Origin of the sequence: Cobetia sp. 5-11-6-3 (assembly GCF_013374055.1) — a bacterium.
Classification (GTDB): domain Bacteria; phylum Pseudomonadota; class Gammaproteobacteria; order Pseudomonadales; family Halomonadaceae; genus Cobetia; species Cobetia marina.
Map to the genome: position 1 here is coordinate 89383 of NZ_BLWJ01000006.1, position 22956 is coordinate 112338.

21 protein-coding genes are annotated in these 22956 nt (G+C 63.4%); 5 read left to right on the forward strand and 16 right to left on the reverse strand.

The features are described from left to right. The first annotated feature begins 66 nt into the window (after positions 1-66). Together HXS66_RS11700 and folM are read left to right on the forward strand one after the other, a co-directional pair. Entirely contained in the window at positions 67-861 is a 795-nt protein-coding gene (locus HXS66_RS11700; protein ID WP_077377867.1) for an FAD-binding oxidoreductase, read from the forward strand. Positions 862-894: 33 nt separating this feature from the next. Then, complete coding sequence (gene folM, locus HXS66_RS11705) at positions 895-1608, forward strand: dihydromonapterin reductase (RefSeq protein WP_176503606.1); 714 nt, start codon at positions 895-897, stop codon at positions 1606-1608. Positions 1609-1760: 152 nt separating this feature from the next. Here folM and HXS66_RS11710 read toward each other — a convergent pair whose 3' ends face one another. Then, positions 1761-2471: an anti-sigma factor domain-containing protein gene (locus HXS66_RS11710; RefSeq protein WP_077377873.1), complete on the reverse strand. Its 711-nt coding sequence runs from the start codon at positions 2469-2471 to the stop codon at positions 1761-1763. Beyond that, positions 2450-3004: a sigma-70 family RNA polymerase sigma factor gene (locus HXS66_RS11715; protein ID WP_077377876.1), complete on the reverse strand. Its 555-nt coding sequence runs from the start codon at positions 3002-3004 to the stop codon at positions 2450-2452. The genes HXS66_RS11710 and HXS66_RS11715 overlap by 22 nt, the downstream gene beginning before the upstream one ends. 794 nt (positions 3005-3798) lie before the next feature. On the opposite strand from HXS66_RS11715, the gene HXS66_RS11720 reads away from it, so the two are divergent. Beyond that, positions 3799-4893 (forward strand): 3-deoxy-7-phosphoheptulonate synthase, encoded by a 1095-nt coding sequence (locus HXS66_RS11720; RefSeq protein WP_077378189.1) that lies wholly within the window; start codon positions 3799-3801, stop codon positions 4891-4893. A 240-nt stretch (positions 4894-5133) separates the two neighbouring features. Continuing rightward, on the forward strand, positions 5134-7284 hold the full coding sequence (locus tag HXS66_RS11725) for a PhoX family phosphatase (RefSeq protein WP_176503607.1): 2151 nt from the start codon (positions 5134-5136) through the stop codon (positions 7282-7284). A 213-nt stretch (positions 7285-7497) separates the two neighbouring features. Here HXS66_RS11725 and ppk1 read toward each other — a convergent pair whose 3' ends face one another. Together ppk1 and hemB are read right to left on the reverse strand one after the other, a co-directional pair. Next, positions 7498-9666, reverse strand: coding sequence for a polyphosphate kinase 1 (gene ppk1 / locus HXS66_RS11730; protein ID WP_077377882.1), 2169 nt, complete (start codon positions 9664-9666; stop codon positions 7498-7500). Between the two features lie 159 nt (positions 9667-9825). Then, positions 9826-10845, reverse strand: coding sequence for a porphobilinogen synthase (gene hemB / locus HXS66_RS11735; RefSeq protein ID WP_136939602.1), 1020 nt, complete (start codon positions 10843-10845; stop codon positions 9826-9828). 447 nt (positions 10846-11292) lie between these two features. On the opposite strand from hemB, the gene elbB reads away from it, so the two are divergent. Then, complete coding sequence (elbB, locus tag HXS66_RS11740) at positions 11293-11979, forward strand: isoprenoid biosynthesis glyoxalase ElbB (RefSeq protein ID WP_077377888.1); 687 nt, start codon at positions 11293-11295, stop codon at positions 11977-11979. A gap of 122 nt (positions 11980-12101) precedes the next feature. Here the strand turns inward: elbB and tatC are convergent, their stop codons facing one another. The 12 genes from tatC to argS all read right to left on the reverse strand — a co-directional run bounded on the left by tatC (position 12102) and on the right by argS (position 22723). Beyond that, positions 12102-12893 carry a twin-arginine translocase subunit TatC gene (gene tatC / locus HXS66_RS11745; RefSeq protein ID WP_077377891.1) on the reverse strand — a complete coding sequence of 264 codons (792 nt, stop codon included), beginning with the start codon at positions 12891-12893 and terminating at the stop codon, positions 12102-12104. Next, positions 12893-13297, reverse strand: coding sequence for a Sec-independent protein translocase protein TatB (tatB, locus tag HXS66_RS11750; protein WP_077377894.1), 405 nt, complete (start codon positions 13295-13297; stop codon positions 12893-12895). The genes tatC and tatB overlap by 1 nt, the downstream gene beginning before the upstream one ends. 5 nt (positions 13298-13302) lie before the next feature. Beyond that, the gene (gene tatA / locus HXS66_RS11755; RefSeq protein WP_084207831.1) at positions 13303-13557 is read right to left on the reverse strand and encodes a Sec-independent protein translocase subunit TatA; all 255 of its coding nucleotides are present in this window, start codon (positions 13555-13557) and stop codon (positions 13303-13305) included. A 113-nt stretch (positions 13558-13670) separates the two neighbouring features. Continuing rightward, entirely contained in the window at positions 13671-14006 is a 336-nt protein-coding gene (locus tag HXS66_RS11760) for a phosphoribosyl-ATP diphosphatase (protein WP_077377900.1), read from the reverse strand. 287 nt (positions 14007-14293) lie between these two features. Continuing rightward, on the reverse strand, positions 14294-15922 hold the full coding sequence (gene ubiB / locus HXS66_RS11765; protein WP_084207832.1) for a ubiquinone biosynthesis regulatory protein kinase UbiB: 1629 nt from the start codon (positions 15920-15922) through the stop codon (positions 14294-14296). Then, positions 15919-16587, reverse strand: a complete 669-nt coding sequence (locus HXS66_RS11770) for an SCP2 domain-containing protein (protein WP_077377906.1) — start codon at positions 16585-16587, stop codon at positions 15919-15921. The genes ubiB and HXS66_RS11770 overlap by 4 nt, the downstream gene beginning before the upstream one ends. A gap of 7 nt (positions 16588-16594) precedes the next feature. After that, positions 16595-17341 carry a bifunctional demethylmenaquinone methyltransferase/2-methoxy-6-polyprenyl-1,4-benzoquinol methylase UbiE gene (gene ubiE, locus HXS66_RS11775; protein ID WP_077377909.1) on the reverse strand — a complete coding sequence of 249 codons (747 nt, stop codon included), beginning with the start codon at positions 17339-17341 and terminating at the stop codon, positions 16595-16597. Positions 17342-17491: 150 nt separating this feature from the next. Then, positions 17492-17851, reverse strand: coding sequence for a gamma-butyrobetaine hydroxylase-like domain-containing protein (locus tag HXS66_RS11780; RefSeq protein ID WP_240499733.1), 360 nt, complete (start codon positions 17849-17851; stop codon positions 17492-17494). A gap of 346 nt (positions 17852-18197) precedes the next feature. Further along, on the reverse strand, positions 18198-19523 hold the full coding sequence (gene hslU, locus HXS66_RS11785) for an ATP-dependent protease ATPase subunit HslU (protein ID WP_077377915.1): 1326 nt from the start codon (positions 19521-19523) through the stop codon (positions 18198-18200). A 1-nt stretch (position 19524) separates the two neighbouring features. Continuing rightward, positions 19525-20046, reverse strand: a complete 522-nt coding sequence (gene hslV / locus HXS66_RS11790; RefSeq protein WP_077377918.1) for an ATP-dependent protease subunit HslV — start codon at positions 20044-20046, stop codon at positions 19525-19527. Between the two features lie 334 nt (positions 20047-20380). Beyond that, a complete protein-coding gene (locus HXS66_RS11795) occupies positions 20381-21034 on the reverse strand; it encodes an SPOR domain-containing protein (protein ID WP_077377921.1) in 654 nt (217 codons plus the stop codon). 3 nt (positions 21035-21037) lie between these two features. Then, positions 21038-22723, reverse strand: a complete 1686-nt coding sequence (gene argS / locus HXS66_RS11800; RefSeq protein WP_176503608.1) for an arginine--tRNA ligase — start codon at positions 22721-22723, stop codon at positions 21038-21040. Positions 22724-22956 lie beyond the last annotated feature (233 nt).

Below are 22956 nucleotides of genomic sequence, written 5' to 3' on the forward strand. Positions count from 1 at the left end.
CACTCATGCATTTACCCTGCCTCGGCGCCAGGCGTCGCGGCAGGCTTCAGACAACAAGAGGATACGATGACGGCGCGGACCCTGACCTGTCATGTCGAGAGTGTGGAAGACCTGACCCCGGACGTGTTTCGTGTGCGCTTTGCCGCACGTCCCGAGGCCCTGGCGCATGCGCCGGGCCAGTATCTCGAGATGAAGCTCGACGACACCACCTGGGTACCGTTCTCCATCGCCAACGCTGCCAAGGGAGATGGCGTGCTTGAGCTGCATATCCAGCACTGGCCGGAGCGCAGCAACTCGGCGCGTCTGCGCAGCCTGCTGGTCGCGGCCAATCAGCTGGAGTTGCGCCTGCCGAATGGCGAATGCGTGCTCGATCTCGACGACCCCAGTCCCATCGTGCTGATCTGTGCCGGTACCGGATTCTCGCAGATGCATGCCATGTTGCAGGCAGCGTTTGCACACGGCCTCAATCAGCCCATCGAACTGTGGTGGGCCGCGCGTGAGCGTCGGGATCTGTATCTGGAAAGCGCCGCGCTCCACTGGGCCGCCAGTCAGCCCAATTTCCGCTACGTGCCGGTACTGGAAGAAGCGCCTGAGGCGGGTGATGCCCACCATCAGGCACTGGAAGCGGCTGGGGTCGAGGCAAGCTTCAATGGCCATATCGGTCGTATCGATGATGCGCTGCGAGCGCATGCGGAGAGCATGGCAGGCAAGCGCGTCTATCTGTCGGGCTCGCCCGGCATGGTCTATGCCTGTGTCGATGCGCTGACGCCGCTGGGGGTCGAGGCCGGCGCGCTGAGCTCCGATGTCTTCAGTTATGCACCACGCGAGCCGCTGCTGGATCCGGCGCTGGTATCCGGCTGAAGCTGCCTGACGTTGCCTGAAGGAGTCGAGTGAATGAGTCAGTCCCCCATTCTGATCACCGGTGGCGCCCAGCGACTGGGGCGCTACTGCGCCGAACGTCTGGTGGATGATGGCCATCCCGTCATCATCAGCTACCGACGTGAGCGCGAAGAGCTCGATGCCCTGCGGGCGTTGGGTATCCGCACCGTCCAGGCGGATTTCTCCAGTGAGGCGGGCATCCAGGCCTTCATCGCGACGATTCGTGAGATGACGCCGACGTTGAGGGGCATCGTGCACAATGCCAGCGACTGGGCGCCGGATGGTGGGGCGGAGGAGCGCGGCGAGATGTTCGAGCATCTGTTTCGCGTCCACATGCAGGCGCCGTATCTGATCAATCTGGCGCTGCGTGATCTGCTGGAGGCAGGTATCGAGACTCAGGCCGACATCATTCACATGAGTGATTTCGTGGTCCAGAAAGGCTCGCGCAAGCATGCGGCCTACGCGGCCAGCAAGGCGGGGCTCGAGAATCTGACCTTGTCGTTCGCATCGATGTTCGCGCCACGCATCCAGGTCAACACCATCGCTCCGGCGCTGATCATGCTGCGCCCGGACGACGATGATGACTACGCCGAGCGAGCGCGGGCCAAGTCTGCGATGCAGAGTGTGCCGGGCCCAGGGGTGATCTGGCAGGCGCTGCGTTATCTGCTGGACAGTCCCTATGTCACGGGCACGACACTGCCGGTGGATGGCGGACGTCATCTCACGTGACGGGTGTTTCCTGCCGGTGTCCGGGTAGCCTCCAGGGATCGAGGCCCGGCAGGGCAGCATGAAAAAGGCCCCCGCTGAGAAGCGGGGGCCTTTTCGTTGATGCGACGTCGTGTGGTGACGCAGCGTTTGCCGCCAGTGCTTGCAGGCAGTGCCTACAGAATGTGGCGGCCTTCGACGGCGGTGAACTGGCCTTTCTTGAGCGTTGGCCCCATGTTCTGACCGGAGGGAGCGCCGCCCGGATTTTCCAGCGTGATCACCAGGTCGCTGTCGGGGAAGGCGGCCAGATATTCCTTCGGCACTTCCACCTTCATGGTGCCGGAGTGCGGCAGGATGCCCAGTGACATCGGCTCCTTGCCATCCTTGGCCATCAGCCACAGCTCGCAGACCTTGCCGGGGGCCGGGGCGTTGGGGCTGACGGCCTGGACCATCATCTCACCCGAGTGGGAGGCATTGACGATCCAGCCGGGGCTGCTGTCAGGGTTGCTGACCACGAACACGTAGTCGCTCTCCATGCTCTCGTTCTGACCCAGACTGAAGGTCAGGCTGACGGCGAGTGCGAGGCTGAACGCCGTGGCCGTCATGCCTTGCCACAGGCCCAGGCGACGCCACCACGGCTGCCGGGCGGTGCCCGTCGCCTCGGCGATGCCTTGCCAGACATCGGCGGGCGGTGCGACAGGGGGAAGCTGTTCATTGAACACGTTCAGGTGTTCGCGCCAGCGCTCCACATCGCGCTGCAGGTCGTGACTCACGGAGAGCAGCGATTCGAAAGCGGCGCGCTCACTGCGTGTCAGGGTTCCGAGCGCGTACTCGCCCGCTGCGGTTTCACGCAGTTCGGGATCGCTCAGATCAAATGACTCATGCATGTCTTTAACCTCTCGAGTCCACGTCGGACCCAGCTCTTGACGGTGCCCAAGGGCTGGTCCAGTTGGTTGGCCAGATCCTGGTGGGTGAGGCCTTCGAAGTAGGCCAGTTCCAGGGCGCGGCGTTGATCGTCATTCAGCTCGGCCAGACACTGGTGGAGTTCACCACTGTGCTGGGCCAGGTCGACATCTGCCTCGATATCACTTCGACCGGGCATGGCAGCGATCAATTCGTCGCTGTCGTGCTCGCTGGGTCGCTGTCGACGTATCCAGTCGATGGCGATGTTGCGGGTCATGGTGCCGAGCCAGGTCATCGGGCGGGCGCGGCCGGCGTCATACTGGCCGGCGGCGGCCCATACCCGGATGTAGACCTGCTGAAGACAATCCTGCGCGGATGCCTCATGCCTCAAGATACGCAGCAACTGAGCGTATAGATGCGCACTGGTTGCGCGATAAAGTCGATCCAGTGCCTTGGCATCCTGCCGGGCACATCCCGACAGATACTCTATCAGTGCTTCATTTCGGGAATCCTGCATGCATGCATTCCAAGCTGTGGGCGCGGTGTCAGGCACCGCTGGACGAATGCGCGTTGCCGATCATGTCGTTCGACAACCAAAGGTTATACTGATGCCACTCCGGGCTGATAGTCCTTCTTTATACGTGCAGGCAACGGTTTGTTGCCCGATCACGCTTGCGTGCGACGTTTCGTAGTGCAAGGATAGAGTCATCGACGCTTCATCGTCATCACTGGACACCGGCCCGACCCATGAATCAATCCTCAAGCTCCCGCCTTCGCACTGCCGCTGCCTGCCCTTCGGGTCAGCTGGCGTCGGCTGCGTGTGCGGCCGGCTATTGGTATTGGTTTACACAGGGGCGCGCCTGAGGTTACGGCGTGCCTGTCTCGTACGGGCTGCCACCACCTTGAAGAACCCCCGGTCGCAGCCACGACCGGGGGTTCTTGCGTTTGGGCCCGGCAATCTCTCATGACGAGAGAGGCGTGCCACCCTAACGTGCCAACGATGATTGCAGCATGAATGACTGGAGGAATGACCATGCGTACCACGATCCCGACTACCCGCTTCTCTTTCGCTTCCGCTCGGGTCGTGCATGGTTATTGGCGCTGGCGATTTAGCGGCGTCCTGCCTCTTTCCGCTGTCACCGCGGGGCAGGGCGAGCAACATCGGGGTGACGATTCGCGAAGTCCCTGTCTGTCAGAGTGAATATTGCGTGATGAAGCCGAAGCTTCGTCACAGGAGAGAAGACCATGAACGCCAGCCTTGAACGCGTGTTGACGAATGACCCGCACACAGCCGATACCACTGTCGACACCATGACCGCCGAGACTACCCCCGTGACCCGCTTCGATGCCGCCCAGACACCGACCACTCCCGGACGCATCAGTCGTGAAGCCCTGCCCAGCGCCAGCGAATTGCGCGCGCAGCTGCCGGTGGATGCTGACCTGGCCGGCCAGATTCGCCAGCACCGCGCTGAGATCAACGCGATTCTTGCCGGGGAGGATGATCGTCTGCTGGTGGTGGTCGGCCCGTGTTCCATCCATGATCTCAAGGCCGCGCGTGAATACGCCCAGCGCCTTGCGGTGATCGAACCGCAGGTCCGTGATCGCCTCAAGCTGGTGATGCGTGTCTATGTCGAGAAGCCGCGCACGACGGTGGGCTGGAAGGGGCTGGCCTATGATCCGCATCTGGATGGCAGTGATGACATGGCCAGCGGCCTGCGTCAGGCGCGCGAGCTGATGCGCGAGATCAACCAGCTGGGCCTGCCGGTGGCGACCGAGCTGCTGCAGCCGCTGACCGCCGCCTACCTGGAAGACCTGCTCGGCTGGGCGGCCATCGGGGCACGCACCACCGAGTCACAGATCCACCGCGAGATGGCCTCCGGCCTTGGCTGCGCCGTAGGCTTCAAGAATGGAACCGATGGTGGGGTCGAGGTCGCCGTGCAGGCGATCGGTGCGGCAGCTCACGGGCATCGCCACTTCGGCATGGATGACAGCGGGCGCCCGGCGCTGATCGAGACCGCGGGCAATCCCCACACCCACGTGGTGCTGCGGGGCGGCCATGGTCAGCCCAACTACGATGCAGACTCGGTGGCCGCCTGCCGGCGAGAGCTGGAAGGGGCCGGTCTGACACCGCGACTGATGGTCGACTGCAGTCATGCCAACTCGCGCAAGGACCACCGTCGTCAGAGCGAAGTGATGCTGGATGTGCTCTCCCAGCGTCTGGCCGGTGATGACGCCTTGATCGGCGTGATGCTGGAAAGCCATCTCAACGAGGGCAAGCAGGCATTGCCGGCAGCGGACAAGCTCTCGCAGCTGCGCCATGGCGTTTCCGTGACCGATGCCTGTCTCGGGTGGGAGACGACGGAGCATCTGCTGAGTCTGGCGGCAGAGCGTCTGCGAGACGCCTGACCCAGACACCACCCTGCTGGTGAAGCCCTCTTTCCTCACGGCTGACGGAGCAGGTCTCGCGCTTGTGAATTCCCCGCGCCCGATGGTCATGCGACCGTCGGGCGCTGTCGTTTGCATGAGGCGTATCGTTCGCGTCATACGACTGTCATTTGGTTCGCGTATCACTCTTGTTGCCCTTGGCGGCCTCACAGGGGCCAGGCCTGAAAAGAACAACCCGCAACCTGACTACGGGGAAGCAGCATGAGCAAGGAAATTGAAGATCATCGCCTACTGAATGCCAGTCACAACGAGACATTCTCTTCCATCATCGACAAGCACCTTTCCCGTCGTCGCGTCTTGCAGGGTGGTCTGGGCATGGCGGCTGCCAGCATGCTGGGCGGCTTCGGGCTGGCGGGCCTGAGCGGTGCGGCCAATGCCGACAGCGGCAAGACCACAGGGACCCCGGCGAAGACACCGCTGGCGCTGGCCTTCGAGTCCATCAAGGGCTCTCGCACGGATGCCTTCGTGGTACCTGCAGGGTATACCGCCCATGTCCTGGCACCGTGGGGCACCCCGCTCAACGACAAGGCACCGCAGTGGAGTGAATCGCTGGCGATGACGCCGGAGGCCCAGCTCAACAGCATCGGCATGCATCACGACGGCATGCACAACTTCGCGCTGAGCGAAGACACCGCCTCCAGCAATTTCCTGCTGGTGATGAACAATGAGTACATCGATCAGGATGCTCTGTGGGCGCCCAAGGGCGGCGCGACCAATGCGGAGTCCGGCAAGCGCCCGGCCGATGAAGTGCGTACCGAGATCAATGCCCACGGCGTGACCGTCGTCGAAGTCAAGAAGGATGCCGGCGGCAAGTGGCATGTGGTGAGCAACTCCGGCTACAACCGTCGCTATACCAGCGCCAGCGAGATGGTGTTGAGTGGCCCGGTGGCAGGCAGTGATTACGTCAAGACTGCCTTCTCTCCGGATGGCACGCGCACGCGTGGTACCAACAACAACTGTGCCAACGGCTATACTCCCTGGGGCACCTACCTGACCTGTGAGGAGAACTGGCCGGGGTACTTCGTCAAGCGCAGTGATCGTCAGAGCGATGATGATCGCATCGGCATCGAGACCGAGCGTGGCCGCTACGGCTGGGAAACCGCCGCGGGAGATGCCAGCGAAGTCGATGGCGAATTCGCGCGCTTCGACAATACGCCGACGGCGGACAGTGCCGACAAGGATTATCGCAATGAGCCGCGTACCTTCGGCTACATCGTCGAGATCGACCCCTACACCGGTGAGAAGGCCGTCAAGCGCACCGCGCTGGGACGTTTCCGCCATGAAGGTTGCTGGCCGGGCAAGCTGGTCGAAGGCGAGCCGGTGGTGTTCTATTCAGGCCATGACTCGCGCAACGAATACATCTACAAGTTCGTCTCCGATGCCAGATGGGAGGCCGCCGATGCGCATGTGCCGGGAGCCGACAAGAATCGCCTGGCGATCGGTGACAAGTATCTGGACAAGGGCACGTTGTATGTTGCCCAGTTCTCCGCCGACGGCACTGGCAAGTGGCTGAAGCTGACGCCGGACGCCGTGACCAAGGATGGCCGGACGCTGGCCGCTGCACTGGGCCTGGCGGCCGATGATCTGGCCGGTGTCATCATCCATACCGCGGACGCGGCGGATCTAATGGGCGCCACGCCGATGGACCGCCCGGAGTGGGGTGCCGTCGACCCGGCTTCCGGTGAGGTCTACATGACACTGACCAACAACTCCAAGCGCACCGAAGAGGGTACTGCGGCTGCCTTCACCAATGACGGCAAGGCCATCGAGGAGCCGGGAGTCGGTTACAAGACGGCGCCGACCAATGCCGCCAACCCGCGCGGTGACAACGAGGCAGGACAGATCATCCGCTGGCGCGAGGCGGGAGATCACACCGTCTTCGATTGGGAGATCTTCGTGTTCGGTGCGGCGGCCAGTGATGCCGACAACCTGTCCGGCCTGACCGAGATGAATGAATTCGCCAGTCCGGATGGCCTCTACTTCGACGAACGTGAGGACGAGCAGGGTATCCTGTGGATCCAGACGGACAACGGCTATGCCGGTGTGGCGGACGTCACCAATGACCAGCTACTGGCCGTCGTGCCGGCCGCGCTTCAGCAGGCCGAAGGGGATGCTGCCGTGATCGGTGCCGATAACCAGGCACAGCTCAAGCGCTTCGCGGTTGGCCCGAACGGCTGTGAAGTGACCGGCATCTTCGCGACACCTGACAGGACGGCGTTGTTCGTCAATATCCAGCATCCCGGCAACTGGCCGCAGAGTGTGGATGCGACTGCCGAAACTGACGGCAGTGTGCGCCCGCGCGCCGCGACCGTCGTCATCCAGCGTGAAGATGGTGGTCAGATCGGCGTCTGATCCGTTGAGCGCTTAATCCGATCGTCAGCTGCCAGGCCCCCGCATCCAAGATGCGGGGGCCTTTTCATTGTCTGGTTGGGGGGCAGAAGGATCGGGACAGGAGGACTGGGACAAGGCTTGTCTACTCAACGCAGACGGCCCCCACGCAAGCGTGAGGGCCGAGAGTCAGGTGAATGGACTGCGCCGGATGAGGCGGGCCCGAGCGGGGCGCGATCAGGCCTTGGCAGCGTAGGCGAACAGCAGGGTTTCCTGCACGCTGATCGGCTCTGCATCGCCGGCATCCAGCTGGGTGTAGTGACCATCGCTTTCCAGGCGCCAGCTCTGGCAGTTGTCGACCAGATAGGTGTCCAGGTCCTTGCGGATGCGCTGCGCCAGCTTCTTATCGAGCAACGGGAAGCAGGTCTCGACGCGATGGAACATATTGCGCTCCATGAAGTCCGCGCTGGAACACCAGGTCTCCGGCTGGCCAGCATTGTGGAAGTGGAAGGTGCGAGTATGTTCCAGGAAGCGACCGATCACCGAGCGGACGCGGATATTGTCGGAGATGCCCGGAACGCCCGGGCGCAGACAGCAGACCCCGCGGATGATCAGATCGCACTGCACGCCCGCGCGTGAGGCGCGATACAGCGCGCGGATCAGCTTGGGTTCGGTCAGTGAGTTGCACTTGATGATGATGTGGGCGCGCTTGCCCTTCTCGGCGTTGCGCGCTTCCCGGTCGATCATCTCCACCAGTCGCTCATGCAGTGTGAAGGGGGCATGCAGCAACTTCTCGATATTGCGTTGCTTGCCCATGCCGGTCAGCTGCTGGAAGACCTTGTGCACGTCCTCGCACAAGGTCTCGTTGGACGTCAGCAGGCTGTAATCGGTGTACAGGCGCGCCGTCTTGGCGTGGTAGTTGCCGGTGCCGAGGTGCGCATAGTGGCGCAGCTCGCCATTTTCTCGCCGCACGATGTGCAGCATCTTGGCATGGGTCTTGTAGGCCATCACCCCATAGATGACGATGGCGCCTGCCTCCTGAAGGCGGGAGGCCAGCTGCAGGTTGTCGGCTTCATCGAAGCGGGCGCGCAGCTCGATCACCACGGTGATCTCCTTGCCCTGGCGTGCAGCTTCCACCAGCGAGGAGACGATGTTGGAATCGGCGCCGGTGCGATAGAGCGTCTGCTTGATGGCCAGCACGTTCGGGTCGCGCGCTGCCTCGGCCAGCAGACTCTCGACCGGCGAGAACGACTGGAAGGGGTGATGCAGCAGGATGTCTTCGCGGCGAATGGCATCGAACAGGCTGTTGTCACTCTTGAGTGCCTTGGGCGTGCCGGGAGTGAACGGTGCGTAGAGCAGGTCCTCGCGGCCCACGTCGCCGATGACTTCCATCAGGCGATTGAGGTTGACCGGTCCCTTCACCTGATACAGGTCTCGCTTCTCCAGCTCGAACTGCTTGAGCAGGAAGGTGTAGAGCGCCTCCGGACAGTTGTCCGCCACTTCCAGGCGCACGCCATCGCCGTAACGCCGCGCCAGCAGCTCGCCGCGCAGCGCCGAGGCCAGATCCGAGACATCCTCGGCATCCACCGAGAGGTCGGCGTTGCGCGTCAGCCGGAACTGGTAGCAGCCCTTGATCTTCATCCCCGGGAACAGCTCCTGGGCATGGGCATGAATCATCGAGGACAGGAAGACGTACTCGGTATAGCCGCTCTCTGCGAGCGCTTCCGGCACGCGAATCAAGCGCGGCAGCGAGCGCGGAGCCGGAAGAATGGCCAGGCCGCCCTCGCGCCCGAAGGCGTCCTTGCCTTCCAGCTCGACGATGAAGTTGAGGCTCTTGTTGACCAGGCGCGGGAAGGGATGTGATGGATCAAGCCCGATCGGGCTGATGACCGGCTGAATCTCTTCCTCGAAGTATTCGCGAACCCAGGCTTTCTGGGCATCGTTCCACTGATTGCGGCGACGGAAGCGGATGTGTTGCTCTTCAAGCGCCGGGATCAGTTCTTCGTTGAGGATGCGGTACTGGCGCTCCACCTGCTCGTGGGTGATGCGCGAGATCTCGTCGAGCACCTTGCCGGGCAGCATGCCATCCGGGCCGGGCTCGGTGCGGTCGAAGGCGATCTGATGCTTGAGACCCGCCACGCGGATCTCGAAGAACTCGTCCATGTTGGACGTGAAGATCAGCAGGAACATCAGCCGGTTGAGCAGCGGATGCGAAGTGTCCTGCGCCTGCTCCAGTACCCGGATGTTGAACTGCAGATTCGACAGCTCACGGTTGAAATACAGGGCGGGGTCGGCCAGGTCGGCTTCGGGGGAGGGCGTGACCTTGGCGTGAATGCCCTTGCGCGTGCGATTGACGCGCAGGGGCGGAGGTTCAAGGGCTGGCGGCTCGTCGGTGACCAGCTCCATGTCGCCCTCTTTCCCCCGGGACGCCGCCGGGGCGGCAGCGTCCTGATGCGGTTGGGGAGCGGTGTCCAGCGAGGTGTCTGACGCGTCATCTATGGCGTTCTTGTGGGTCTGTTCCATCATCAACTCCATGACCCCGGTCAGACACGGTCGCCGGGGTAGTCAAAGGCGATTCTTCTCCGCCAGCAGTTCCGCGGCCCGGCGGGCAAAATAGGTGAGAATGCCGTCGGCACCCGCACGCTTGAAGCACATCAATGATTCGAGAATGACCTTGTCGGCATCCAGCCAGCCGTTCTGGAAGGCGGCCATGTGCATGGCGTACTCGCCGCTGACCTGGTAGGCGAAGGTCGGCACTTCCAGTTCACGCTTCACGCGGGACACCACATCCAGGTAGGGCATGCCCGGCTTGACCATCACCATGTCGGCGCCCTCGGCGAGATCCATGGCCACTTCATGCAGCGCTTCGTCGCTGTTGGCCGGATCCATCTGGTAGGTCTGCTTGTCGGCCTTGCCCAGATTGCCGCTCGAGCCCACCGCATCACGGAACGGGCCGTAGTAGTTGGAGGCGTACTTGGCCGAATAGGCCATGATGCGGGTATTGATCAGGCCTTCCTGTTCCAGCATGGCACGGATGGAGCCGATGCGGCCGTCCATCATGTCAGAAGGGGCCACGACATCGGCGCCCGCTTCCGCGTGTGACAGTGCCTGCTTGATCAGGGTGTCCACGGTGCGGTCGTTGAGCACGTAGCCGTCATCATCGAGGATGCCGTCCTGGCCATGCACGGTGTAGGGATCCAGCGCCACATCGGTGATCACGCCCAGCGTCGGGATGGCTTCCTTGAGGGCACGCACCGCGCGCTGCACCAGGCCATTGGCGTTGTAGGACTCCTCGGCCAGCAGGCTCTTGGCCTCGGCATCGATCACCGGGAACAGCGCGATGGCCGGCACGCCCAGCGCATGGACCTCACGGCATTCCTCGACCAGCAGGTCGATGGACAGGCGCTCGACCCCGGGCATGCTGGTCACGGCTTCACGACGCTGCGAACCTTCCAGCACGAAGACCGGCAGGATCAGATCATCGGCCGTCAGCTGGTTCTCGCGCATCAGGCGGCGAGAGAAATCGTCCTTGCGCATGCGGCGCATGCGAATCGCAGGAAACTGGCGTGGGGTACGTTGACTCAAGAGAGGCTCTCCGGATCTAAGGCTCCGGTTCCGTGAGGGACGCTGGAAGTCTAGGTCTATAATATTTCAATGATATTACAGGTCAGACGGCGCCCATACGACCGAAGGAGATGGGATTGGCCGAGCAAGCTGTCGGCACGATGCTTTCGAGTATATCAGTGCATGCAGGTCGGAACAGGGGCGCGGCATGGGGCAGGGTGTCGCGTCGTGTGCACTGTCATCCTGCCCGCCGAACCGCGAGGGGCGCCCTTGAGATGTGGTCATGCCGCCCATAGTCTTGGGGCATCGGAGTGACGAATACCCAGGTGCTGCAGGCTGCCGGCATCATCTGTCCTTTCCAGCCGGTACCTCTTCACATGGTGCTTGCCTGTAGCGGATTCCTGTACGAATCTGTCACTTCTGACCTGTCGGCAGCCGCCGAGCAGTTCACCGTCAATGGAGTAACACATGACCAAGCAGGTAGCCCTGATCCTATCCGGTTGCGGTGTCTATGATGGCTCCGAGATCTACGAAACGACCCTGACCATGCTTCGGCTTGATCAGCTGGGCATCCGCTACGAGTGCTTCGCTCCGGACATCGATCAGCATCATGTGCTCAACCACGCCACCGGCGAGGAAATGGACGAGACACGCAATGTGCTGACCGAGTCGGCTCGCCTGGCGCGTGGCAAGGTGCGTCCGTTGCCGGAGCTGTCCGCCGAGGACTTCGACGCGCTGATTCTGCCCGGTGGCTTCGGTGCCGCCAAGAATCTCAGCAACTTTGCCGTCAAGGGCGCGGATCTGACGCTGGTGGATGGTCTGCGCGAGGTGGTGCAGCCCTTCCATGCGGCCGGCAAGCCGATCGGCGTGATGTGCATCGCGCCGGTGATGGTGCCGAAGCTGCTGGGCGAGGGGATCTCGGTCACCATCGGCACGGACCCTGAAGTCTCCGGCGCCATCAGTGCCCAGGGCGGTCTGCACAAGAGCTGTGAGGTGACGGATATCGTGATTGATGCCGCCAATCGCGTGATCACGACGCCAGCCTACATGCAGGCAGAGCGCATCTCCGAGGCTGCCGAAGGCATCTTCAAGCTGGTGGAGCGTCTGAACGGCTGGATCGAGGAAGACCAGGCCAAGGCCAGTCAACAGGATTGACACGGTCGCACGGCACCCAGCAGGAAACGACGAAGCCCCCGCCATTGGCGGGGGCTTCGTCGTTTCCTGCGTCATGATTCTTGCGCGTCATCGTTCAGGCGCTGTCTGCTCGAGTCTTCGCGTCAGGGGGCCTGCTGCGAGGCCTCATCATCGCTCGCCGGACGGCGGCGCTTGAAGGCGCGTGCGGCGAGAATCCCGACCTCGAACAGCAGCCACATCGGAATCGCCAGCAATGACTGCGAGATGACGTCAGGCGGTGTCAGCAGCATGCCGACCACGAAGCAGGCGATCACGATGTAGGGGCGTTTCTTGCTCAGCACCTCCACGGACGTGGCCCCCGTCCAGATCAGCAGGAAGGTGGCGATGGGAATCTCGAAGGCCACACCGAAGGCGAAGAACAGCTTGAGGACAAAATTCAGGTACTGATTGATGTCCGTCATGATCGCCACGTTCTCGGGGCCCGTGGTGGTGAAGAACTGGAACAGCAGCGGGAAGACGACATAGTAGGCAAACGCCGCGCCCGCATAGAACAGCAGGATGCTGGAGGCCAGCAGCGGCAACGCCAACGCCTTCTCGTTCTCGTAGAGTCCCGGCGCGATGAAGGCCCAGGCCTGATAGAGCACCGCCGGAATCGCCAGGAACAGCGCCACCACCAGTGTCAGCTTGAAGGGGGCCAGGAAGGGCGAGGCCACCTCGGTGGCGATCATCTGAGAGCCGGGAGGCAGCAGGGCCATCAGCGGCTCGGCCACATACAGATAGATCTGATTGGAGAAGCCATACAGCGCCGCGAATACCACGAGGACCACGACAGTCGCACGCAGCAGGCGGGAGCGCAGTTCGATCAGATGCTCGATGAGCGGGGCGTGGGCAGCCTCGCCGGAGGCGGAGGGCTGCGGGTCATGCGGATCACTCATCAGGAACGCGGCTCCCGTGACTCACTGGTGGGGGTGGCGGAGGTCTCTTGCTCGCCTGAGGTCGTCTCCGTCGTCGAGCGAGCACTGTCGGCGGCAGGCGAGGCGTTGGCATCCTCCTGTGACGCGGGCGAGGAACGCGTGATGGTGGTTTCCACCTCACGCGCCTCATTGCGGGCATGTGCCAGGGTCTCGTCGAGCTGCTTCTTCTGCTCATTGAGCGTCTGACGCAGTTCTTCGGCTTCCAGCTGGGCGCTGATTTCCTGCTGGATCCCCGAGACGCTGCGCTTGATGCGCCCCAGCCACAATCCCGCCGTACGTGCCGCCCGGGGCAGACGCTCCGGGCCGAGCACGATCAATGCCAGCAGCGAGATCAGTGCCAGTTCAAAAAAGCCGATGTCGAACATGCGGCTTACGAGCGCTTGTCAGCGGTATCGCGGCGCTCGGCCTCGACATCGATGGTATCGCCGCGGGATTCACCGTGGGAGACCTTCTGCTGAGGAGCCGTGTCTTCGGGGGCCTTTTCCTCTTCCTTCATGGCGCCCTTGAAGCCTTTGACCGCGCCACCGAGGTCTGATCCGACGTTGCGGAGCTTCTTGGTGCCGAAGATCAGGATGATGATGCCGAGCACGATGAGGAGCTGCCAGATACTGATGCCACCTAACATGGGAAGTTCTCCATTTTGGCCGATGGGACTAGGTCACGAGGCCTTGAGTCTTGCAGGGTGAGAGCACCACTGCCAGGGAAATCGGCTTGCGCTGCAAGTCGTCTGCTTGATCATCACTGACCGCGAGCGGCCTTTTCATCATGGCCGGAGACGCCGAAGCGTCGCGCCAGCTCATCCAGCACGTCCTGATGGTCCAGCCCGAGGTGAGAAAGCATTACCAGCGAGTGGAACCACAGGTCGGCGGTCTCACCGATCACTGCACGGTGGGAGTCCACGTCGTCCTGAGTGAAATCCTTGGCGGCCAGTACCGTTTCCGTGGCCTCTTCGCCAATCTTCTCCAATACCTTGTTGAGGCCCTTGTGATGCAGGCTCGCGACATAGGAGGACGTCGGATCAGCGTCGCGCCGCTCTGCCAGTACGTCTGACAGGCGGTTGAGAATATCACTCATGAATCATCATTCCTGAAAGCATGGGGTCTGGCATGAAAACCTTATCTGCATGAGAACCGTTGCATGAGAACCGTTGCATGAGAACCGTTGCAGGAGCGTCGCGGCCAGCCGGACAACCGGGCCCGAGCGAAGGCAGCGAGTCCAGCCCGAGGCTCCTGCCTCATCGAGCACTGCCGCGAGGCAAGGCCCGGCGACTCAGGATGCAAGGGTTACATGACAATCATATTGCACTGCGCCCCGAGGGGCGGCAAGTTTCGGTCAGCGCCGCGAGCGAAGCAGGGGCGCGGCTAGCGCCACAGCAACAGCACGATGCCCAGCCCCGCGCCGACCAGCACCATCATCGGTTGCGTCTCGGCCCAGGCGATCAGCGGTTGCCAGCCGAAGGCCACGGCGATCAGCAGTCCACCTGCGCGCAAGCGCCAGCCGGTGCTGGACGCATGATTGACACGATCGCGCAGCGTGGCGAGTGCCTCGGTCTGACGCTGTCGAGCGCGGTGTTCATCGTCGATGCGCTGCATGGCCTGGAAGGCCATCACCGGCAGCTGCGGCAGCTGATGTGACAGCTCCGGAGCCTGCTTGACCATCTCGGCCCAGAACGCCTTGGGGCCGGCGCGCTCCTTCATCCAGCGCTCCAGATAGGGGCGGGCGGTGGCCCACAGGTCGAGATCCGGATACAGCTGACGGCCGAGCCCCTCGATGTTGAGCAGCGTCTTCTGCAGCAGGACCAGCTGCGGCTGGACTTCCATGTTGAAGCGGCGCGCGGTCTGGAACAGGCCCAGCAGCACCTGGCCGAAGCTGATGTCCTTGAGCGGCTTCTCGAGAATCGGCTCGCAGACGGCCCGGATGGCCGCGGCGAACTCGTTGGCGCGCGTGCCTTCCCCGACCCAGCCGGACTCGATGTGCAGCGCCGCGACCTCGTAGTAATCCTGACGGAAGAAGGCCAGCAGATTGCGCGCCAGATAGTCCTGGTCCTCGCGGGTCAGGCTGCCGACGATACCGCAGTCGATGGCGATGAACTGCGGGTCATGGGCGTTCTCTCGCGAGACGAAGATGTTGCCGGGGTGCATGTCGGCGTGGAAGAAGTTGTCGCGGAACACCTGGGTGAAGAAGATCTCCACGCCGCGCTCGGCCAGCTTCTTCAAGTCGGTGCCCTGGGCTTCCAGCTCGTCGATGTCGGCGACCGGGATGCCGCGGATGCGCTCCTGCACCATTACCCGGCGCCGCGTCAGCGGCCAGTGGATGGTCGGCACGTAGAGCAGGGGCGAATCGAGGAAGTTGCGCTTGAGCTGGGAGGTGTTGGCGGCCTCCTTGTGCATGTCCAGCTCATCGAACAGCGTGGCCTCGTAATCGGAGACCACTTCCACGGGGCGCAGACGCCGTGCTTCCGGCGAGAGCTTCATCAGCAGGCGCGCGAGCAGATACAGCAGGCCGATATCCTTGCGCATCACCTCTTCGATGCGCGGGCGGATCACCTTGACCACCACGTCGGCACCATCGTGCAGGCGTGCCGCATGGACCTGGGCGATGGAAGCCGAGGCCAGCGGTTGCGCCTCGAATTCGGCGAAGGCTTCCTCGACCGGCATGCCCAGCTCCTGCTCGACCAGTTCGCGCGCCACCTCGTTCTCGAAGGGCGGCACCTGGTCCTGCAGGCGCTTGAGCTCATCGGCGACGTCCGGTGGCAGCAGGTCACGACGAGTCGAGAGCATCTGGCCGAACTTGATGAAGATCGGGCCCAGCGCTTCGAGTGCCAGCCGCAGGCGCTCACCACGCGAGCGCTTGCCGACAGGCAGCAGGCGCAGCGGTGAGAGCTTGACCAGCGGCCGCAGCAGCGCAGGTACGCGAGACAGCGGGATCAGATCATCCAGTCGATAGCGGGCGATGACCCACAGGATGCTCAGCAGGCGATAGAGTCTCACGACGGCTGGCACTCCCGATCAGCGGACTGTGGCGTGGTGACGGCCTCCAGATGGCGTCGCAGGCGCGCCAGGCGTGCCTCGGTGCGATCCAGGCACTGGGTCAGCTCGGTCAGCTCGTCCCGCGCGACCTGCAGCTGAGCATGGCCGGGCAGCCAGCGTGCTTCCTCGGTCAGATACTCGCGCAGATCCAGCTCCAGCTCACGGCGGCTGGTCAGCCCGAAGCGACCGAGGCTGCGCAGGCCGGTGGCCAGACTATGACCGGGGGTCTCGCCGAACCATTCGCTCAAGGCCCCTTCCCAGTCGAGATCGAGATCCATCACCAGATCCCGTGCGCTTTCCAGCAGGTGCAGACGGCCACGCACGGCCAGGCGGCCCTCGAACATCAAGCGCTCGATGGGCTCACCGGACAGCAGTGCCGCGGCAGTTTCCATGTCCAGCTCCACCACCACGTCGCCGTCGCTCTCGTTGGCCTCGGGCAGGCGCAGCAGATGCAGCCCCTGCAGGTCGAAGTGCACCAGCAGGTCGAAGGCGGGGCGCTCCAGGCGCAGCAGCAGGCGTCTGCCGGCAAGCGCATTCAGGCGCATGGCGGAGGCGGGGTCACGGGCGAGCAGGCGGTTGAGCGTGCGTTCCGCCGTCGCCACCAGCAGGGGGGTCAGCAATGCCATGACAGCCTCAAAGCTTGATACCACGGTGCAGCGCGACGATGCCACCGGTGAGATTGGTGAACTCGACACGCTCGAGACCTGCCTCTTCCATCATGCCGGCCAGGGTCTTCTGGTCGGGGTGCATGCGAATGGATTCGGCCAGATAGCGGTAGGAATCGGCGTCGCCAGCGACCATCTCGCCCATCTTCGGCAGCAGGCGGAAGCTGTACTGATCGTAGGCGGTGGAGAGCAGCGGATTGACCGGCTTGGAGAACTCTAGCACCAGCAGACGGCCTCCGGGCTTGAGGATGCGCTGCATGGAGCGCAGGGCCTTGGCCTGGTCGGTGACGTTGCGCAGCCCGAAGGCGATGGTGATGATGTCGAAGGTGTTGTCAGGGAAGGGCAGCGCCTCGGCATTGGCCTGCACATACTCGACATTGCCACCCACGCCGCGGTCGAGCAGCTTGTCACGCCCGACGTTGAGCATCGAGGCGTTGATGTCGGCGAGCACCACGCGACCCTTCGGGCCGACCAGGCGCGAGAACTTCAGCGTCAGATCCCCGGTGCCACCGGCAATGTCCAGCACCGTCTGGCCCGGACGGGCACCGGCACGCTCCAGGGTAATGCGCTTCCACAGACGGTGGATGCCGAAGGACATCAGGTCATTCATCACGTCGTACTTGGCGGCGACACTGTGGAAGACATCCGCGACGCGGCCTGCCTTCTCGTCCACGGCAACTTCCTGATAACCGAAGTGAGTCGTACGCTTGTCCATGACTTCCCCTGTTGTGACGCCACCCATGGGGGACGTCAGCGCAATATGGTGAGCTTTCGCAGTGGCTCGATTGTAACCGCTGGCCAGCGGGCTGTCTTTTGACAAGACGTCGAGTCGGACATCTTGCCGCGCCCCATTGGCATCAGTGGCTTACAGCTGATTGAGCGGAATGCCCAGCGGCTCACGCGAGGCACCGGCCTCTTCCAGCTGGCGCAGGTAGTAGGCCCACATGGCATCGCGGCGGTTGGCCAGTTCCCACAGGTATTCCCAGGTGTAAAGGCCGCTGTCGTGGCCATCATCGAAATGCAGCTTCAGCGCATAGCGACCGCTCTGGGTGATGTTGGCCAGACCGACGTGGCGCATGCCGACCTGCAGCGTTTCCTGGCCGACACCGTGACCGCGCACTTCCGCGGAGGGGGACATCACGCGCAGGAATTCGGTGCTGAGGCGGAAGGTCTGGCCATCCGCATAGCCCAGTTCCAGTTCACGCTCCGACTTGTGGTAGTGCACGCGCGTCGGTACCGGGGCCTCGTCGGCGTCACGGGCGTGGCGCTCATTGAGGCGGTAGTCGCGCTGCTGACTGCGGGGTTCGTCCTGCTCGGCAGCGTGGTCTTCAGGAGTGTCGTGGCTCATCAGGGCATCCTCGTGTCAGCCCGCCGTCCAGCATGACACCACGCTGTAAGGCGACCGAAGGAACAGGGGCGTCGAGCGACATCTCGGGCGCGTCGACGTATCTATGTCGCATGATGCACTGACGCCCGAACCGGGCCAAGCCGGATCGGGCGTCAGTGGCATCTCTCAGGGTGGCGATTGCCGCCATGAGGGCTTCTCGCGGGTCAGGCGCTGACGCCAGACGTCAGAGAATGTAGCGCGACAGGTCTTCGTCACACGCCAGGTCGCCCAGGCGAGCATCGACATAGGCGGCATCGACCTTGAGCTCACCCGCCTGATCGGCACCTTCGTAGGAAATCTCTTCCAGCAGGCGTTCCATCACGGTATGCAGACGACGCGCGCCGATGTTCTCGGTGCCTTCGTTGACCTGATAGGCGATCTGGGCGATACGCTCGATGGCGTCATCCGCGAAGCTCAGCTCGACGCCTTCGGTGGCCAGCAGCGCCTTGTACTGACGGATCAATGCCGCGGACGGCTCGGTCAGGATGCGCTTGAAGTCGTCCGGGGTCAGGGCATTGAGCTCGACGCGGATCGGCAGACGGCCCTGCAGCTCCGGAATCATGTCCGAGGGCTTGGACAGGTGGAAGGCGCCGGAAGCGATGAACAGGATGTGGTCCGTCTTGACCATGCCGTGCTTGGTGGACACGGTGGAGCCCTCGATCAGCGGCAGCAGATCGCGCTGCACGCCTTCACGGGACACGTCGCCACCACTGCCGGACTCGCCACGCTTGGCGACCTTGTCGATCTCGTCGAGGAAGACGATACCGTTCTGTTCGACGGCCTCGATGGCACGGCTCTTGAGGTCTTCATCGCTGACCATTCTGGCCGCTTCTTCCTCGTGAACCAGCTTGAGGGCTTCCTTGACGCTGATGCGACGGCTTTCCTTCTGCTGCTTGCCCATGCTGGAGAACATGGACTGCAGCTGACTGGTCATCTCTTCCATCCCCGGCGGGGTGGCGAAATCCAGGCTCTGGCTGGCCGGGCTCAGCTCGATGTCGATTTCCTTGTCATCCAGCTGACCTTCGCGCAGCTTCTTGCGGAACATCTGACGCGTGCTGCTGTTGTTGGCCGCTGCATCATATTCCTCGCCACGGGCGCGCGGCAGCAGCGCATCAAGGATGCGATCCTCGGCGGCATCCTCGGCCTTGTCGCGCACTTCCTTCATGGCCTCTTCACGCACCAGCTTCATGGCGACCTCGACCAGGTCACGGATGATCGATTCCACGTCACGTCCGACGTAGCCGACCTCGGTGAACTTGGTCGCCTCGATCTTCAGGAAGGGCGCGCCGGCCAGCTTGGCCAGACGACGGGCGATCTCGGTCTTGCCGACACCGGTCGGGCCGATCATCAGGATGTTCTTCGGGGTGACTTCCGGGCGCAGATCATCGTTGAGCTGCATGCGACGCCAGCGATTGCGCATGGCCACGGCCACGGCACGCTTGGCTTCCGGCTGACCGACGATGTGCTGATCGAGGGCGTTGACGATTTCCTTCGGGGTCATCTGGGACATCTCAGGACAGCTCCTCGATGATGGCATTGTGGTTGGTGAAGACGCAGATGTCGGCCGCGATGGAGATGGACTTCTCGGTGATCTCGCGGGCGGACAGCTCGGTGTTCTCGATCAGGGCGCGGGCGGCGGCTTCGGCGAAGTTGCCGCCGGAGCCGATGGCCAGCACGCCGTGTTCGGGCTCGACCACGTCACCGTTGCCGGTGATGATCAGCGAGGCATGTTTGTCGGCCACCACCAGCATGGCTTCCAGCTTGCGCAGGGCGCGGTCGGAGCGCCACTCCTTGGCCAGTTCCACGGCGGATTTCACCAGCTGGCCCTGATACTTCTCGAGCTGCGCTTCGAAGCGTTCGAACAGCGTGAAGGCATCGGCGGTACCGCCAGCGAAGCCGGCCAGCACCTGATTGCGATACAGGCGACGCACCTTGGCGGCGTTGCCTTTCATGACAGTGTTGCCAAGGGATACCTGGCCGTCACCAGCCAGGGCGACCTGGCCGTTGCGACGCACGGAGACGATCGTGGTCATGGATAACTCCTGAGAGAGCATGCCGGCGATTGGAATAAGGTGAACGGGGCCGGGCATGGCATTTCGGGGCAGACGGGGCCAGGGCCTCGTCGCGTAAAACGGGTGGTGGTCGTCAGTCTGGCAATTGCCACTGCTTGCCGCGACGTGTCACTGCCACCATGGCGGATCGCGGTCTGATATCTCACCGGAATGCTGTAAATGGGGGCGCTGATGCGGGTTTCAAGTCATCGGCGACTCAGCGTTGACGCCCGTTGTGCAGAGGGCTGGCACCCTTTACGCAACGGGCCCGCTCAACATGTGAGCGGGCCCGTTGGCCTGTGGCGTCATGCCGAGGTCATTGCAGCTTGATCAGCAGAGGCTCGATGCCCTGGGTGTTCATCAGATCCTGTGCGCGGTTGAGCTCGCGGGTGTCCTTGTACGGGCCGACCTGAACGCGGTGCCAGACGGTACCGCCAGAAGCATTGACGTCACTGACCTTGGCCAGCAGGCCGAGATCCTTGAGCTTGCCGGCCAGTTTCCTGGCATCGGACATCTCGCGGAAGGAGGCCGCCTGCAGCATGTAGTTGGTCAGCGAAGCCTCGGACTTCTTGGTGCTCTCGGCGCTGCCCGGACGCGGAGTGGACTTGTACTCATCCACCTTGGGGGCGATCACCTCGGTTTCCGGCAACAGAGTGTAGAACTCGAAGGTCGGCATGCTGCCGCCGCTCTCTTCGGGAGTGTCCTTCTGCGATGCCTTGTCCTGCTGGCTACCCTGTTGTGCGGCCTGCTGACCATTCTGCTGAGTGTTGGCCTTGGGCACGATGGCAGCCACCGGCAGACGCGGCGCCTGTTGCTGGAAATACTGAGCCAGCACGAAGCCGGCGACCAGACCGACGATCCCCCACAGCCACCCCGGGAAGCCGCGGCTCTGACTGGCGGCGGGCTGCCGGCGGGGGCTGGCTCCCTGACGGGAAGCGGGCTTCTTGCTGGCGGGGCGGCGAGCAGCCATGGCTTACATCTCCTCGGGAGCGCTGACACCCAGCAGGGCCAGGCCGTTGCGGATGACCTGAGCGGTCGCCAGACCCAGCGCCAGGCGCGCGTTGCGGGTCGCGTCGTCCTCGACCATCACCTTCACCGCGTTGTAGCAGGTGTGGAAGTCAGAGGAGAGGTCCTGCAGATACTGAGCGACCTGCTGCGGTTCCCGCACCTTGGCGGCGTGGGTGACGACGTCCGGGAACTGGGCCATGCGATTCATCACGGCTTTTTCCTGATCGCTGGTCAGCAAGGACAGTTGCGCCATGGCCAGAGATTCATCGAAGGCCTTGTCTTCACGGCTGGCCTTGCGCAGCACGCTGTGCACGCGGGCGTGGGCATACTGGATGTAGTAGACCGGGTTGTCGTTGGACTGGGAGCGGGCCAGGTCGATGTCGAAGGTCAGCTGGGAGTCGGCGCGCCGCGCCGCCAGGAAGTAGCGGGTAGCGTCGCGGCCGACTTCCTCGATCAGGTCACGCAGGGTCACGTAGCTGCCGGCACGCTTGGAGAGCTTCACTTCCTCACCGGAGCGCATCACGGTGACCATCTGGTGCAGCACGTAGTCAGGCCAGCCTTCCGGGATGCCGGCCTTGAGGGCCTGCAGGCCCGCACGCACGCGAGTCACGGTGGAGTGGTGGTCGGCACCCTGTTCATTGATGACCTGGGTGAAACCGCGCTGCCATTTGTCCAGGTGGTAGGCGACGTCCGGCAGGAAGTAGGTGTAACCGCCGTCACGCTTGCGCATCACGCGGTCCTTGTCATCCCCGAAGTCGGTGGTGCGCAGCCACATGGCGCCATCGTCTTCGTAGGTATAGCCGTTGTCGACCAGGCGCTTGACGGTGTCTTCGACCTTGCCGTCACGGTAGAGCGAGGATTCGAGGAAGTAGACGTCGAACTCGACGCCGAAGGCCTTGAGGTCCAGATCCTGTTCATGGCGCAGGTAGGCGACGGCGAAGACGCGGATGGCGTCGAGATCGTCAGGTTGCGCGGCGCCCGTGACCTGCTTGCCATCGGCTTCGACGGTATCGCCGGCCATGTAGGAGGCGGCCAGTTCGCGGATGTAGTCACCGCGATAGCCATCAGCCGGCCAGCTGGCGTCATCCGGGCCCAGGCCCTTGGCGCGTGCCTGAACGGAGAGCGCCAGATTGTTGATCTGGGCGCCGGCGTCGTTGTAGTAGAACTCGCGCGTGACGTCGTGGCCGGTGGCGGCCAGCAGGCGGCACAGCACGTCGCCGACCGCGGCGCCACGCCCGTGACCGACATGCAGCGGCCCGGTCGGATTGGCGGAGACGAACTCGACCTGGACCTTCTCGCCGGCGCCCACGTCGCTGTGCCCGAAGCGGTCACCTTCGCTGAAGACGCGGCGCACGATGTCGGCCACCGCCCCGGTCTCGGCGAAGAAGTTCAGGAAGCCGGGGCCGGCGATCTCGACCTTGGAGACCGCGTCGGAGGCCGGCAGGGCGGCGACCAGCTTCTCGGCCAGCTCACGCGGCTTCATGCCGGCAGCCTTGGACGTCATCATCGCCAGGTTGCTGGCGTAGTCGCCGTGGGTCTTGTCCTTGGTCGGGTCGACCTTGATCTGCGGGCTGGCGTCGGCGGGCAGGGTGCCGTCGGCCTTGAGGGAATCCAGGGCCTGGCCCAGCAGTTCGATGATCGTCTCTTTCATGGAATATCGGTCTCTTCACGGCTCAGGTCGCACCGCGTGCTCTGGAGCAGGCGGTTGCAGGCATCAGGCCTGCGGGCAATGGGGGAGTGCGGATGTCGCTGCACGATGGCGGGCATTATCACCGATCCTGCGGCTTGCATAAACCGTCGTGATCAATCACGGCGCAATCCGTGTCCTGGCGGGATAGTGGTCAGTTCAGTATCGGGGCTGGCGACACCTGCCTGAGTCCCCCT